Origin of the sequence: uncultured Nostoc sp., from assembly GCF_964247315.1 — a bacterium.
Taxonomy (GTDB): Bacteria; Cyanobacteriota; Cyanobacteriia; order Cyanobacteriales; family Nostocaceae; genus Nostoc.
The window spans coordinates 66,729-82,892 of sequence record NZ_CAXTTT010000012.1 but is presented as its reverse complement, the minus strand read 5'-3'; the positions used below and the strand labels follow the sequence as shown (position 1 = coordinate 82,892).

The following is a 16,164-nucleotide window of genomic DNA, read 5'->3' as shown; positions in this document are numbered from 1 at the left end:
TTTACTCCAACCGACTAGTGACGCTGCCAGTAGAGATTGGTCAACTCTCTAATCTCAGCACGCTTTACCTTTACTCCAATCAACTGAAGACGCTGCCAGTAGAGATTGGTCAACTCTCTAATCTTAAAGAGCTTTACCTCAGTGCTAATCAACTAAAGGCGTTGCCAGTAGAGATTGGTCAACTCTCTAATCTTAAAAAGCTTTACCTCAGTTCCAATCAACTTACAAGGCTGCCAGCAGAGATTAGTCAACTCTTCAACCTCAGCCAGCTTGACCTTATGTACAATTCTCTAGAATCACCTCCACCAGAAATTATCACGAAAGGGTTTAAAGCAATTCTTGACTTTTGCAGACAACAACTTGAACAAGAAACTGATCGCCTCTACGAAGCCAAATTACTCATTGTGGGAGAAGGTGGTGCAGGTAAAACTACGCTAGCCAAAAAAATTCAAGACAATAAATATACGTTACAACAAGATGAAAATACCACCGAAGGCATTGATGTTATTAAATGGAAGTTCTTGCTTGACAATAACAGAGAATTTCAGGTCAATATTTGGGACTTTGGTGGTCAAGAAATTTACCATGCTACCCACCAATTTTTCCTTACAAAACGCTCTCTTTATGCCTTAGTTGCTGATACTCGCAAAGAAGACACAGATTTTTACTACTGGTTAAATGTAGTTGAATTACTGAGCGGTAATAGTCCTTTGTTAATTATCAAAAATGAAAAGCAGGAGCGCAAACGAGAAATAAACGAGCGGGAGTTACGGCGTGAATTCACTAATTTTCAGGAAATACTTACTACAAACTTGGCCACTGATCGCGGTCTGCCAGAAATCTTAAATAAAATTAAACATTATATTACTAACCTACCTCATGTAGGGATAGAACTCCCTAAAACCTGGGTGAAAGTGCGAGAAGTTTTAGAAGGTGACTCTCGCGAATATATTAGCTTGGAAGAATATCTAAACATCTGTGATCAACATGGTTTTACTAAACAGGAGGATAAACTCCAACTCAGTGACTATCTGCATGATTTAGGTGTATGCCTTCACTTCCAAGATGATGACTTTTTAATAAAAACTGTAATTCTCAAGCCCACTTGGGGTACAGATGCCGTTTACAAAGTGTTAGATAATCCTCAAGTCATTAAAAAACTAGGTAAATTTGATCGCAATGATTTAAAAAATATTTGGCACGAAAATAAATATGCCAATATGCGACCAGAACTGTTGCGGCTAATGATGAAATTTAAACTGTGTTACGAAATACCTAGTCGTCCCGGCACTTATATCGCACCTCAATTACTCTCTGTTAACCAACCTGATTTCAATTGGGATGAATCCAATAACCTAATCCTGCGTTATAAATATGACTTCATGCCGAAAGGTATTCTCACCCGCTTTATAGTCGAAATGCACTCTGATATTGAACAACAAACCCTAGTTTGGAAAACAGGCGTTGTTCTTGCTAAAGACCAAACCCGTGCTGAAGTGATTGAACACTACAATCAACGAGAAATTAAAGTCCGCGTAGCAGGAAAACACAAGAAAGAACGGCTAGCAGTTATCATCCATGAACTAGAAAAAATTCATAACTCTTACGAACGTCTGCAATATCAAACACTTGTTCCCTGCAACTGTGAAAGCTGTAAGGATAGTCAAACGCCTCATTTTTACCGCCGAGACGTGTTGTACAAATTCCAAGAAAATAATCGCGACCAAATCCAGTGCCAAGATAGCGGTGATATGGTAGATGTCCGTAGACTAATTGACGATGTTTTACCGCCGTCACCAAATCTGCAAATACCTATGTCTGAACCCATAATCAGAAATCAAGTTTTCATTAGCTATAGTCATCAAGATCAGGAGTGGTTTACCAAACTCCAGAAACACCTCAAGCCAATGATTCGTAACCAAAATATAGTCGTATGGGACGATACCAAAATTCAACCCGGTGCTGAGTGGCGCAAAGAAATTGAAAATGCTTTAGCAGCAGCAAAAGTGGCAGTATTGTTGGTTAGCCCCGATTTTTTAGCATCAGACTTTATTGCCGAGAATGAGTTACCGCCATTGTTAAATGCAGCTAAAGCCAAAGGACTCACGATTATTTGGATACCGTTGAGTTTTAGCAGCTACGAGGAAACAGAAATTGAAAAGTATCAGTCAGCGCACCCTCCAAATCAACCTTTAGACAGTCTGAACTCAGCACAAGAGAATCAAGCTTGGGTGGATATCTGTAAGAAGATTAAAGCAGCAGTTACTCGCTAGAAGAACCTCTCCCTGGCTTGACCTAAAGTTCAAGTCTGTCCTTCTCCGAATCGGAGAGGGAAGGTTTTGCCTACTAAAACTAGGGAGAGGTTTCTTTTGTAAAAGCGATCGCTGCGCCAACGTCTTCTCTTCGAGACGCTGCGCGAACGACGAACGTAGGTAAACTCTTAGCTATCGGTTAAAACTTCATCCAAGTCGAAGATAACCTGACTAATTTCCGAGCGTGTATTCTGCCAAGGAGGGAATTTTAACTTCTGTTTCAGTTTGTAAGTCGAAGTCATACCACTCGTTACGCCATTGCAGACGAAATTTCAAACGTGTCCAGTTAGGTGGTAGATTGGGACAGGCAATGGGGCCAAATTGAGTCATCCGAATGCCGGCAAACCCGAAAACTACTGCTTGCCATACTCCTCCAGCACTAGCAGCGTGAATTCCTTCGGCTGCGTTGAGTCTCACATCCTCTAAGTCTACCAAGGCCGATCGCAGAAAGTGTGTATAAGCTTCGGTTGGTTGATTGAGGTCGCAAGCTAAGATAGCGTTAATGGCTGGGCCTAGTGAAGAACCATAACTGTGGTCGGTGCGTTGGTTGTAATAGTCCCAGTTGGTGGCGAGGGTGTTATAGTCGTAGCGATCGCGCAATAAATACAAGAGCATCAATACATCTGGCTGCTTGAGAATCTGCTTTTGGCTGGTGGCTTCAATTCCCAACAAACCTTGCAGAGATTTGCTGCGCGGTTCGTAATCAGCAAGGTTAACGTCTTCTAGCTGGAAAAAGCCTTCAAATTGCTCAATTAAACCCGTTTGAGCATCTTCATTGACAAATAGACGCTCTTGAATTTCCGCCCAATGGTGCAGACGCTCTGTAGTTAAGTTGAGTTTTTGCTCTAGTTGTGCAGAGGTTTCTGGATAAGCTCGTTTGAGCCAATCCCACAGTCGCAAAGCTGACTGCAAATGCCACTGTACCATGAGATTGGTGAAGGCATTATTATCGACGCGATCGTGATTTTCATCCGGGCCAATTACATCTAGGATGTCATAGCTGTGGCGCTCTTGGTTCCACTGCACCCGACTTTCCCAGAAAACAGATGTATCAAGGATAATTTCTGCGCCATAATCGCGCATCCAGTCATCATCGTTGGTAGTCTGCCAGTAGTGTAAAATTGCATAAGCAATATCTGCGGTGATATGCACTTCAATGTCACCGCACCAGATGCGGATTAATTCACCGTTGGGAGCCGGAACCCAGCGCGGAGTGACTTCATCGCCAGTAGTGGCACTTTCCCAAGCAAACATCGCTCCTTGATAACCTGCTTCTTGAGCCTTGCGTCTAGCTCCTGGTAGGGTATGGTAGCGGTAGGTGAGCAAGTTACGCGCTAGGGCTGGTTGAGTTAAGGTGAGGAAGGGCAGGATGAATATTTCTGTATCCCAAAAGATATGTCCGCTATAGGCAAAACCGGAGAGAGTTTTGGGAGGAATGCTCACCCGACTATCGTGACGCGGTGTCACCGCTAGTAATTGGAAGAGATTGTAACGGACACTCAATTGAGCCAAGCGATCGCCTTCTATAATAATGTCACTGTCTTGCCACACTTGCTCCCATGCAGCAATGTGAGCAGCCAATAGGGTAGTATATCTCGGTTCATCAGCAAGTCTTTGTAAGGCGGCGGCAATGGGGATTTCTGTTTCTCGTGAGGTAAACAGGGTGACAATCTTTTCTACAGTTACCGTTTTTCCGGGATATAACTCTAAGGTGGTTGTCAAAGTGGGAGAACTAGAAGCATTTTCGATGCTCACCAGTCTAGTCTCGTCACCATCTACCACTAACTTAGCTGCCATCCCAAGTTGAATATCTGAGTGGAGAGTTTGACTGTTTAACCAGATAATCCGATCTATACCACCTTGGTTTAAGGTTCGCCAATGTTTGATGCCTTGAGTATCTGGTTCGCTGTCAAATCCGGCTTCAACGGTAATTTCACCCTCAAAGTCTACCGATGTGATTTGAGCGCGAATCGCCAAAACGTGTTGGTCTGCTAAACTGGTGAAACGCTCGAAGTGAAAATCTAGGGTATGACCACTAGGACTACGCCACCGGACATCACGGCTAACTAAACCTAAACGTAAATCGAGCCGACGTTCATAGTTGAGAATCTCACCACTGTCCATGCTAAAGCGAACGCCTGCAACTTTCACCACTAATGGCAGCCAGTTGGGACAGTTTACAAGTTGAGTATGAGTAATTGCCACATCATCATAAACACCGTGGATGAGTGTGGCTGGAAAATCTTGGAAATACCCTTCCTCAAACGTACCCCGCACTCCTAACAACCCATTACCAAGAGTGAAGACAGTTTCTTTGTGATGTAACTGCGTCGGATTAAACTCCGTTTCAATAACGTTCCAGTCAGTATTGTCAATTAGTTGCTGATTTTGTTGAGAATCGTGAGTGGATACGTTGAGCATGAGCGATCAAACCTATGTCTTAGGGTGGCTGTGGGCAGGATGCAGTAAAATTAGGAGCAATCTTTAAGTGATTAACTCCTTTTCTTTAGCGCGTAGATTAAAAGATAGTCTGAACGCTAAAAAATACGCTTCTGATAAGAGTAGCGTTTCAAATTTCATCTGTCTACAGTTAGATTTCTTTAAAAATGCCAGTTATAACTCATAAATCTCAACTAACTACGAATTGATTCAGCTTTTCATCAATTTCTTTCGTATTTATAATTAAAGCAAGACGCGATGAATCGCCGTCTCTACAAAGGACTGATTATTGTAAAGACGGCAATTTATCGCGTCTTTGTCTTTATGATGGACAATTTTTGACTGGTAAAATCTACAGGTGCAGTTAAGTAACGTTTTGTTCTTTTACCATAAGTGGTATATTGGCACTTGATCCGACCGAGTACAAACTATGCATAAGCCCACAGGACAGCAAACTAGAGGTGTTGTACTCAATACTACAGAACAGGAAGGGGAAGTGGGCAGATGAATAAAAATACTGGGCAAGGTAGTGTTTTTTCCCTGTTTAAAGGCGTACCTCTAAGTCGCATCTTGGTAGCGTTGTTTCTGCTGCAAATCTTGCTAGCTGTGGGATTGACTGCATACTTATCAATCGGAAACGGGCAAAAAGCAGTTAATGAGGTAGCTAACGAATTACGTCATGAAGTTGGCAATCGAGTCGAGCAGAATTTACAAACTTATTTGACAACTCCGCGTCAGGTACTACGCAGTAATCAAAATCTCATTAACATGGGGTTGCTGAAGATAGAGAATCTGGCAACCTGGGAGTCATACTTAATAGAGCAGTTAAAGATTTTTCCAGATGCGTTGGCAATAACTGCAAGCAATGAGCAAGAATATTTAGCGGTGGAGAAGTTCAACGATCGCCAATTTTTACTTAGAAAAGCCGATAAGTCAACTGGGTACGATCTCTACACCTACATAATTGACTCTCAAGGTCAACGTACTCAATTACCAGAGGTGATTAAAAACTATGATGCGCGATCGCGTCCTGATTATCAAACAGCAGTTACCGTCAAAAAATTCAGCTTTAGTCAGATTTTTACATCCCGTACTGAACCAACACTCCTGATTAGTGCATCTCAACCCATCTATAACTCCCAAGGCGAATTACTCGGAGTCAACAGCACTCTCACTCACTTATCACAAATTGGGGATTTGCTGCAAAACATCAAAGTTGGCAAGTCTGGGCAAATTTTTATTATCGAGCGATCGGGGCTATTAGTTGCAAGTTCCACAAGCGAAGAACCATTCCGCTTCCAAAATGGTAAACCTATTAGGTTAGCAGCTTCCCAAAGCGGGAATTCTTTGACTCAAGCAACCGCTAAATACTTAACAACTAAATTTAGTAACTTTGACCAAATTCAAAGTTTACAGCAACTAGATTTTTCCTTTGACGGCAAACGGCAATTTTTAGAAGTTAGACCGTTACAGGGCGAACCAAATGTCAACTGGTTGATTGTGGTGACTGTTCCAGAAGCAGACTTTATGGGACAAATTAATCGCAACATTCAAACTATAATTTTTCTCTGTTTGGGAACGTTGGGACTAGCTACTATATTGGGGATTGTGACTGCGAGGTGGATAACTCAGCCAATTTTGTACTTCAGCACGGCGACGAAAGATTTAGCCGATTTTTCCAACAGCGCAGACTCAGTGGTGAAAGTACAAGGTATTAAAGAATTAGAGGTGCTGGGTGGATCTGTTAACGAGATGTTACAGGAGTTACGCAAAAGCTTTACTGCACTGACTACCAAAAATGAAGAGTTAGAACTGCAAGTTAAGCAGCGAACTCAAGAATTACAGCAGGAGATTCAAGAACGCAGCAACAGGGAGCAAAAACTGGGTCAGTATAATCAAGTACTAGCAGAACTGGCAAATCACAAAGCGGTTTTTGAAGGAAATTTAGAAACAGCATTCAAAGTAATCGCAGAAAAAGCAGCCAATGCCTTAGAAGTAGAGCGAGTAAGTGTGTGGTTATTCAATAGCGAGCGCACCAAGCTACAATGCATAAGTCTCTATGAACGCAGCAATCAGAGACATTCGGCAGGTTTAGAACGCAACCTTGCAGATTATTTAATCTACTTTAAAGCTCTGGTGGTTTCTCGTACCATTGCCGTCTTTGACACTCGTAGCGATTCACGAGTACAAGAATTATGGGATAAATTGCTTGAACCAAATAATATTGTATCCCTACTTGATACCAGCCTTTGGGTTGGAGGCCAAATGGTGGGAACAGTATTATCTGAACAGGTTGATATTCCCCGAAAATGGGAACTGAGCGAACAAAACTTTGTTAGCTCAATTGCGGAATTTGTCGCCCTGACTTTAGAAGTATGCGATCGCAAACGTGCAGAATCCGCACTGCATGAGGCTAAAGAAGCTGCAAAAGTGGCAAATCGTGCCAAAAGCACCTTTTTAGGAAACATCAACCACGATCTGAGAAATCCCTTAAGCTCCATTCTAGGAATCACAGAGGCACTCAAAGATCAAATGTACGGCCCTGTGAGTGAAGAACAGCGCCAGTCTCTAAATATGCTCGAATCTAGCGGTAAAAACTTACTAGAATTAATTAACCAAATCCTTGACTTTACCGACACCGAATCCAGCAAGATAGAGCTACAACTAGCTGCTACTTCGATTCAGGGATTATGTGACTCCAGCCTAAGTTTTGTCAAACATCTGGCATTCCAAAAAAATATCCGGCTGAGGGTAGAAGTATCTGAAGAACTCGAACCCATTCAAGTTGATGAACCCCGCATCCGCCAAGTATTTATCAACTTATTGACTAATGCGATCAAGTTTACTAAAGAAGGAGGCGAAGTCTGGATTGAAGTTCAGCCAAGTTCCACCAATGAATATATCTTTATCAGCGTGGTAGATACGGGGATTGGGATGCTTTCCGATGACCTTTTTAAATTATTTCAACCTTTTGTGCAAGTTGAAAATGCCTCTAACCCTCGTTCTCCAGGCACGGGTTTAGGATTAGTAATGGTGCAAAAAATTGTCGAGTTGCATGGTGGAACTGTCCACGCCGAAAGTCAGTTAGGTAAAGGTAGTCGATTTACAGTCAAACTTCCTTGGAAAAAGGCGGGAGAATTGGGGGATTAAGGACTTCCCAATAAAAAATAATTAATCGCAAAGTGAGCTGTTGTTAAGCTGTTCTTGAGCATGGTAAGAAAATATCTGCATAGTCGTCTTGGATGGAGGAATTAAGTAATTTAATTTTTGGAGTTACCTGAGAATTAATATTAATTCAAATGTACTTAGAATCTACTTTTCGAGTAACTCTGTTGTAAATGGACTATTCTGCGATGGTGTACCCGCCCGCCGTAGGCGATCGCAAACCAACGCTTTTGTCAGTCTAAAAGCATTTGCCCAAACCTTTCTGATTTCGTCAAACTCCAAAAGTTTTCGATCTACTTACTGTAGGTAGATTCCAAGTAAATCAAAGAACATTCAAAATAGTATTACAAATTACTAATAATTTTCGATTGTAGATGAATATCCTGTGTCGCTGTTCCTGGAGATGGAAAAATGGTTTTTATGGAAAGTAAGCGCTCACTCCTCGTTGCTGACTTTCCATCTGTACAACTTGATAAAGACTTTTCTCAAACTTTAGTCCAAGTACCGCCTTCACCGCATTGTGAAGTTTGTGTAATTGTTCCAGTTTGCAATGAAGCTCAGACATTGGTAGCGACCCTTACTGCCTTGATACATCAAGTTGATCTAGAAGGACAGCTTTTAGATCCCAGACGCTACGAAATAATTTTGTTGGCAAATAATTGTAGCGATGATTCAGCAGCTATAGCCCAGAGTTTCGCGGGGCAACATCCAGATATAGCACTGCATGTAGTTGAAAAAACTCTGCCACCTGCACAAGCCTATATTGGTCGAGTGCGACAGATTTTGATGGATGAAGCATACCGCCGTTTGTCTAGTTTAGGACGTACAAAGGGGGTAATTGCTTCAACTGATGGAGACTCGCAAGTAAGCCCAACTTGGATTGCTGCCAACCTGTACGAAATTAACTGTGGTGCTGATGCTGTCGGTGGGCGAATTATCACTGAGCGTGCTGGTCGTGCGGCTTTAGACCCTTACGCCAGAGCTTGCTTTTTGCGTGAAGTGGGCTACCGCTATTTAATTAGCGAATTAGAAACTTATCTCGATCCCGACCCCTATGACAGCTTTCCCCGTCACTATCAACACTATGGAGCAAGTTTAGCAGTAACAGCAGAAATGTATGCACTGGCAGGAGGCTTACCGCCAGTGCGGACTCCTGAAGATGTGGCTTTTTACCGTGCCTTGGTACGGATAAATGCCCGTTTCCGCCACAGTTTGCTAGTGCGGGTAGTAACTTCGGCAAGACAAATCGGACGTACTAATGTCGGTTTAGCAAATCAACTGAATCAATGGATAGAAATGGGACGGCAACAGCAAGCATTTGTAGTCGAGCCAGCAGCTGCTATCGAAACTCGTTTTGTTGCACGTCGCCAATTACGATTGATGTGGTGGTGCGCTCTCAATGGCTATCAGCCATGTTATCCCAGTGTCACGTCCTTGGCAGAGATGCTGGGAGTTTCAGCCCAATGGCTTGTCGAGAAATTAACGCAACCTTATTCCTTTGGTCAGTTGTTTGAACTAGTCGAAGAACGCCAGCAAGAAGAACAAACTTGGGCTTCGCGCTGGAAATACGTGGATATTAAACAAGCAATTGGGGATTTGCGCTTGTGTCTTGAGAGTTTACGTCAGTAATTGCTAATTGCTAAGGGGAAGCGTTAGCCGAAAGTAGGGCAACGCTTCCAAATAAAAAATATCCCATTGCTTTTTAGGCAGCAGAGAGCAGGGGGAGGAAAAGTCCTTTTGATTCGATAAATTGGATAATTTATTTTTTGGAGTTCGCCTACAGTAACACTTAGGGAGATCCAAAGCCGTTTTTTCCAAAAGGTAAAACTAAACACCAAAAAATAAGACTCATTTTATTTCTCAGACTCGCTCGAATAAATCAAGTCGATATTCTTCCTCCCGTTGACCTTTTAAATGCCGCAGTTTATTTGGGATCAACTCAAAAAACGAGTCATGAACTTCATCTCCACTCAATGGATAATCACGAGCATAGAGTGTCCAATGAACTAAAAGTAGATGTCCTCCAGGTTCTAGGTGTTCTAAAATGTACTGTTGCGATTTTTTCAGGTCTTCCCAGCTCCAGTAATAGCCAACTTCCGAGACTAGAGTTAAATCAAACATTTCATCAGGATATTGCTCTGGAACACGCATAATCTGGAACTTGACATTGGAGAGATGCTGACAGCGCTCTATTGCTCTATCTTGTGCCAGTTTTGATACATCAATCGAGAGGAGTGAGTCACAACGCTGTTGCAATTTCTCAGTTAAAACGCCAATGGAACCGCCGATTTCAAAGGCAGACCGATAGCGCTCTTTGGGTAAAGCTGCGATTGTGGTAGCATATTTCTTAGCTTCGTATTCGCTTGTCTCAAATCTCCACGGGTCGAGGTTTTCGCTGTAGAGTTTATCGAAGTAGCTGGGTGGTAAAGAATCAGATTGTGACGGGTTCATAGGTTTTCCTCTATATAAACTTCCCAAGGATGAGTGAAGTTCGCTAACATTTCAGGAGTCAAGCGAAAGCCTTTTGGATCGTCGTCAATTAAGTCTGTAATTTGGGAACGATAAGCAGCGATCGCTTGTTGTTTCAACTCCACTACTGCGCTAATATTTAACCGCCAGGTTGTCACTTTCAGAGATGCTGGCAAACTCCCCCGTTGCTCCCAGTCCCAATCCCAAATCGGATATTCAATCAATCGAGGGAATAAGCTCAAATCATCCAGCGCTGCTTTAATTAACTTCCACGTTGCTCGATGGTCTGCGTGAGGGTCATATCGCCACGGTAAAAAGATAATTTCTGGGGCGATTTCTGTAATGTAAGCACAACAGCTAGCTACTGCACTTTCATACTGTGTTGTAATTGACCCATCCTGTATTCTACAAAAGCTGACAGCATTTCCCTCTACACCTAGCAATTTCATTGCTGATAGCGTTTCAGCTTCCCGCAATTCCCGGAGTTTATCTGCGGGATATTTCAGAGAACGAGGGTGTGAAAGTGTACCATCACTGATGACTAAAACTTGTACATGACAATTTAAAGAGCGTAACAGCGCGATCGCACCTCCACAACCTAACGTCTCATCATCAGGATGGGGTGCGACAATTAGTGCAGAACTACAAGCGATCTCGTTAATTGAACGCCAAGGCAAACCATTCGGATTGCTTAGTGGTAATCCAATCAAGCCAGATTTATTCATCATTCCAAAGCAAATCAGCAGGATTATTTTCACCCAATACATACTGCCCGACATTTGCCAAGGATGCATCAAAAGCAGGTTGACGCAGATACAGAGTCAAATCCCGGATGATGCGTTCCATCGGATTTGGTGGCATTAAGCCACGAGTCCCAACAGAACGTTCGCACAACTGCATCACATCAATGCAAATTTGTTCAATTGCTGTCCTCACCATGTTTGCATAGGCAACGAGTTGGTCTGCTTGCGGCTGGGGAACTGTGGGATAACCACCAAATATAGGTGCATACGCTGCTACCTTATCCGCAGCCCCCCGCAGCCAGAGATTACCACTTTCAATGGCGATCGCCATTCTGCCCAGCCGTTCTTTTTGATATGGATCGTTCGTATATTCCAAGTCCTGGAGATACTGGCGAGTCAGGTTAAACAGTGCTTCTGCCCCACCTAATTGCACAGCCGCAAACCGAATCACCCCAACAGATAACCAAGGCTGTCGATAGTAATCTCCTGGCTGTCCGATTAAAGCGCTTTGATCCAACTCTACACCGCTAAAATCTACTTTATAACTAGCAGTAGCTCGCATCCCAGAAGGTTGCCACCAAGCTGGATCGCTAACTGTTGTCACTTCCTCCATCGGCACAATGCATATTTGCCAACCCCCGTCTGGCAATACTCCATTAACGAAAGGACGTTCCACATAGCCTGCGCCAGTACAAAACGTTTTAGAACCTTCCAACCGATAACGTCCATTCTCACAAGGAATTACCTTAACACCATCTGAGGCTTCGGCATTCCAAACGCCAAATATTTTGTGATGCTCGCGGGCGTCACGAGCATAGCTTGTGACTTGTTCTCCAGTACCAAAGGTCTGAATCAGTTGCAGAGCGTTGATATGTCCTTCATAAATTCGCCCAACTGCTAGATTGCCATGCCCTATCTGTTTTAATAGTATTAGAAGCTCGTAGGTAACACTAGCATCTATTCCTGCACCCCATCCGCCTAATTCTTTCGCCAATGGTGCAGCCAACAACCCAGCCTTAGCAATTAACTCAAACTCGTGCTTGGGAAAAGCACCATTGTAATCTATTACACTGGCATTATTTGCACAATAATCAGCAATTTCTGTGGCACGTTTGAGATCCAAAGTAATGTTGGAATCATGCCATTTAGGAATGACGACATTCTGTGGTAGTTGGATGCTAATAACCGACTCCTTTGTATAATCTTTTTTTATGCATTGTTGATAATAATGAAATTAAGTCGTTTAATGCCTCTATCTTTTGTGTGATTATATACTCAATAAAAAGGAGGAAAATTTAAATAACGAACTTTTTACTTATTCACAACTGATACAACGCCTCAACCGCGTCCTGACGCTAGGACGTTAGTTGAACGTGGGTATATTTATCAACTGAATACAAGACAAGGTAATAAACTTATCAACATTGGTCATCTTTACTCGCTACTCTCAATTCTACCAAAGAAAGAGATTGATATTAACGCAGCTTAGACAGTTCCCTTGTAAAGTCAGGTTCAAAGGCAACGAACTAAGTACAGAGCGTGATTAAAAAGGGACAGAAATCAAGCCGCAGTTATCAGGTTATGTGAAGAGGAATCATTAAGTATTTTAGTTTGGCTCCTTGATAAAATTTTGACCGAAAAAGACTCATGATACAAGCCCCTAAATTGATTTATGGAGAAGAAAAAAATGTATTTCGAGACGCGTTGCGCGTTCGCCCTTGGCGTCTCGTAGAGAGAAATACGGCGTCCGTTTACTTGTCCCTAAATTTATTTATGGGGATTATTAATTTTGACTTTTGACTTCCCCGTTCGCGTAGCGTCTCGCAGAGAAGGGGCTGACCCTTTTTTATGACGACCTGTACTAAGCTATATGACGATAAGTAGTAAAAGGTAATCCAGTACGCTGCTTTACATCAATCAATGATTTATACTCACCTCGTTGCTGCCTTTCGGCAACAATTTGTTCTGCGATCGCTCCATCTAATCCACAGGTAATCAATTCATCAGTTGAATATGTGTTTAATCGTTTCCAAGAAAAATCAGCTTCTTTTTTGTAGTTGTAGCTAAAAGTAATCAGTGGTGTAATTCGAGTTACCTGCTTTTCGGGAATTCCGGCTATTTCGATTAACTCTTCTACATGGGTGAAAACATATCCCTCATTCATCAATGATTCGATGTTATTTGCATAAACTATAGGTAGACCTAAATAATTAACTAGTTCATGTTTTGAGCATTGATTAATATCTACTTTTTCACGAGTACTCGCAACTAACTTCGCTAATTCTTGTTCTTCGGGAATTGGTAAATTCTTTGGATAGGTTTTGACTAAAAAAGATTTCTTGAGATAGAAAGCAACACCAATTTGAGCTATCCAGATCGCAAAGGCTAAATTATTTGCAGATAAAGCTAAAGCTAAAGTAGAGATGCTAATTCCTATGACAATCCAACTTTTAGTCTGGGATTTATAACCTGCATAGACAATCGCAAATCCCCCCAATGTTGGAATTAATGATAACCACACCCAAGCAGGAGTTTGTTGAAACCAAGATTTAGATTGTGACATCATAAATCGACTGATAATTTTTATTTACAAATATTTCAAAAGCTTTTGGCGCTTTTCTTCATACTCTTCTGCGGTAATTATCCCAGAATCAAAAAGGTTTTTTAAATCAGCTAAGGCACTAGTTGCATCTTTAGCAGATACTGCTCCACCTGCGCTTGCTAGACCTTTATTATATTTTGTGTTGAATTCGGTATCTGACATTATAATTAGCCCGAAGAATTCAACAAAGGCTATTAAAGCTGGAATACAAGTCCAGCAAAACAATAAGTACAAAATTCCTGCTACATTTTCTCCTAAATAAAATTTGTGAATTCCCAGCCCTCCGCCAAAAAAGCAAAGCAGAATTGTTGTAGATTTAGTTTTCATAGTATTTCTTTACTTAATTAAATCTAATAAATATTTATTGGCATATAATACAAAAAACTTTTTGACGTTTTTTGATTATTTATGTGGTTTACTAGTAAACCTTGCTGTCAAAAAATAAATAACGATTATACATAGCTGAGATTCAATTAAGACTAAATATCCTTTAACTATGTAGTTTAAATCTAGATTGGAATTGAAATAAAAAATTAGAGAACCAATTGCTAGATATGGAATTAAGCGTAACTGATGAAGTTTAATTTTTAGTCTTTGGTTATTCAAGTTGCTCATCAGTAGATAAAGTTATGTTGAGCAATAATTGCTGATAAACTATCGATTGGTTATTACAAAATTGTTTAGTTTAACAGATATTGATTGTTGTTTAAAACTAATTTTAGTTAATTTATATCTGTTAAACCTCACAAATTTTACCGACTTTACTTATAGTTACATCAATAGAATTACGTAAAGTTTCTGATGACTAAAGTAAAATACACAGCATAAAAAATTACTTAAGTTTTGCCTTATTTGGTGTTTTAGACAAGAGAACAATGTAAAATTCAAGTACGACAGCGATTAGCAGTTCTTGTTCTACTCTGCATAATTCCTGTTTGTGCCTAAAAACCTGCTAAAAACAGGCTTTGTTTCAATAGTGCAGACTTAAGTCGGAGGTGCTTTTATGCAGTTATAGCATCCTTAGTAGTTACTTCCTCTAAAGTCGCTTTCAAGCGTGTTGCTCTGCTTTTACGGATGCGATCGCTTTTGCGAACACCACCCGCCATCTGATATTCATAACTATCTTTACCGTACTTAAAGGCAACTCCCAGGAGCATTTTTTCACTCAGATCGCTCAAAGTTTTTTCTAACTCTTTCATCTCACTTTTATAAGAGTCAATTACAGCCAGAGTGGTATTATAAGCATCTATTTTACTGCGGTACTGCTGAATTACTTGTGCGACATTTTGCAAGTTGCGAGCATCCCCAAAATCCATGCTGGGATCGATTGCTTTGAGTCCGGCGATTCTTAATTCAGCTTTTTCTAGAACGCGATATGTACGCTTTTGACGAGGCATAATTATGTTTTTTTATGGTGTTCTAGAGCTAGCTTGCCTTACTAAAGCCTAATTTTGGTTGGGTAAAACCCCTGAATTCTAGTGTTTATTATAACAATATACTCAGTAATATCAACTAAAACTATGATGTTTGTAACGAAAATCGTAGTGATACTAACTAAATTTGTAACCTTATAACGAAAATTATGATGTTTACAACAAAAATCGTTGTAATGGTAACTAAACTCGTTATTTTAGTAACAAATTTGTAATAATGTAACAAAAATTGTAGTGCTGGTCATGCTAGAATTTTTTTGCAATATACATTATGGCAGTTTTTGACCCCTATTTTTTAAAGTCTTGTGAGAAATCCGGGTTAAATATCCTTAATTTAATGCTGGCATATCTCAACGAACTTAACTGCGATCGCAAAGAAACTGAACCAGATAATCCAACTTCCAAAGAGATGTCAAAGCGATAACTTGTTAATACCTAAAATAGCAAAAATCATTGACACGATAAGTATATACGCAATAAAATTATTATAGTTGAACCTAACGATAGAGTTAATCAAAAGATTTTTCCCAGAGAATAATAGACAAGCAATATTAAACATAATTTTGATAAAACAATGAACGCCAAAATTATTGCTTTCTTGGGGATTACAGCAGCCTTTGCAAGCTTAGGAAGCCAAGTCTATGCCCAATCACCAGCATCAAACTCAAATCCTGGACAATATAGATTAACTGGTGATTCTCTAGTTGGAATCGATCGGAAAACAGCCCAAGATGACTTTAGAAGTTTTTTTGAGCAAACGAATCCAGCAAGTATTTCCAACAATAATAGAAGAGACAATAAAGCTCCAGCCAAAATCCGCTTTAACGAATCATTATCACAGCCAGACACTTCAGTTTTCTTAACACCGGCTCAGTCAGGCAATGACAATGATGGACTGCAAGTACAGTTAGATATAAGGAGAGAATAATTAGGTATAAAGGCTGACGCTATAGTTTTAATTAATTATGCGTTTCCCAAAATCCTTGCTAATAGTCTGTCAA

Annotated in this window: 13 protein-coding genes; 5 read left to right on the top strand and 8 right to left on the bottom strand. The window is 40.9% G+C overall.

Annotation, left to right across the window (positions count from 1 at the left end; translation table 11 throughout):
* The coding region (locus tag ACFE93_RS06180; RefSeq protein ID WP_375472488.1) for a COR domain-containing protein at nt 1-2,273 on the top strand (2,273 nt) is incomplete at its 5' end.
* Between the two features lie 210 nt (nt 2,274-2,483).
* On the opposite strand, the gene ACFE93_RS06175 is transcribed toward ACFE93_RS06180, so the two are convergent.
* Entirely contained in the window at nt 2,484-4,733 is a 2,250-nt protein-coding gene (locus ACFE93_RS06175; protein ID WP_375472487.1) for a glycoside hydrolase family 65 protein, read from the bottom strand.
* Nucleotides 4,734-5,255: 522 nt separating this feature from the next.
* Here ACFE93_RS06175 and ACFE93_RS06170 point away from each other — a divergent pair.
* Nucleotides 5,256-7,901, top strand: coding sequence for an ATP-binding protein (locus tag ACFE93_RS06170; RefSeq protein WP_375472486.1), 2,646 nt, complete (start codon nt 5,256-5,258; stop codon nt 7,899-7,901).
* Between the two features lie 162 nt (nt 7,902-8,063).
* Here ACFE93_RS06170 and ACFE93_RS06165 read toward each other — a convergent pair whose 3' ends face one another.
* Nucleotides 8,064-8,198, bottom strand: coding sequence for a hypothetical protein (locus tag ACFE93_RS06165; RefSeq protein ID WP_375472485.1), 135 nt, complete (start codon nt 8,196-8,198; stop codon nt 8,064-8,066).
* Between the two features lie 138 nt (nt 8,199-8,336).
* On the opposite strand from ACFE93_RS06165, the gene ACFE93_RS06160 reads away from it, so the two are divergent.
* On the top strand, nt 8,337-9,545 hold the full coding sequence (locus tag ACFE93_RS06160) for a glycosyltransferase family A protein (protein WP_375472484.1): 1,209 nt from the start codon (nt 8,337-8,339) through the stop codon (nt 9,543-9,545).
* A gap of 231 nt (nt 9,546-9,776) precedes the next feature.
* Here the strand turns inward: ACFE93_RS06160 and ACFE93_RS06155 are convergent, their stop codons facing one another.
* From ACFE93_RS06155 to ACFE93_RS06130, 6 genes are all read right to left on the bottom strand, one after another.
* Nucleotides 9,777-10,367, bottom strand: a complete 591-nt coding sequence (locus tag ACFE93_RS06155) for a class I SAM-dependent DNA methyltransferase (RefSeq protein ID WP_375472483.1) — start codon at nt 10,365-10,367, stop codon at nt 9,777-9,779.
* Nucleotides 10,364-11,113: a PIG-L deacetylase family protein gene (locus ACFE93_RS06150; protein WP_375472482.1), complete on the bottom strand. Its 750-nt coding sequence runs from the start codon at nt 11,111-11,113 to the stop codon at nt 10,364-10,366. Before ACFE93_RS06150 ends, ACFE93_RS06155 begins: the two co-directional genes overlap by 4 nt.
* A complete protein-coding gene (locus tag ACFE93_RS06145; RefSeq protein ID WP_375472481.1) occupies nt 11,103-12,251 on the bottom strand; it encodes an acyl-CoA dehydrogenase family protein in 1,149 nt (382 codons plus the stop codon). Before ACFE93_RS06145 ends, ACFE93_RS06150 begins: the two co-directional genes overlap by 11 nt.
* A gap of 738 nt (nt 12,252-12,989) precedes the next feature.
* Nucleotides 12,990-13,694, bottom strand: a complete 705-nt coding sequence (locus tag ACFE93_RS06140; protein ID WP_375472480.1) for a helix-hairpin-helix domain-containing protein — start codon at nt 13,692-13,694, stop codon at nt 12,990-12,992.
* 21 nt (nt 13,695-13,715) lie between these two features.
* A complete protein-coding gene (locus ACFE93_RS06135) occupies nt 13,716-14,057 on the bottom strand; it encodes an NINE protein (RefSeq protein WP_375472479.1) in 342 nt (113 codons plus the stop codon).
* A 674-nt stretch (nt 14,058-14,731) separates the two neighbouring features.
* Nucleotides 14,732-15,127, bottom strand: a complete 396-nt coding sequence (locus ACFE93_RS06130) for a hypothetical protein (RefSeq protein WP_375472478.1) — start codon at nt 15,125-15,127, stop codon at nt 14,732-14,734.
* A 307-nt stretch (nt 15,128-15,434) separates the two neighbouring features.
* Here ACFE93_RS06130 and ACFE93_RS06125 point away from each other — a divergent pair, with 307 nt between their 5' ends.
* Both ACFE93_RS06125 and ACFE93_RS06120 read left to right on the top strand, forming a co-directional pair.
* Entirely contained in the window at nt 15,435-15,587 is a 153-nt protein-coding gene (locus ACFE93_RS06125; protein WP_375472477.1) for a hypothetical protein, read from the top strand.
* Between the two features lie 150 nt (nt 15,588-15,737).
* Entirely contained in the window at nt 15,738-16,091 is a 354-nt protein-coding gene (locus tag ACFE93_RS06120) for a hypothetical protein (protein ID WP_375472476.1), read from the top strand.
* Nucleotides 16,092-16,164 lie beyond the last annotated feature (73 nt).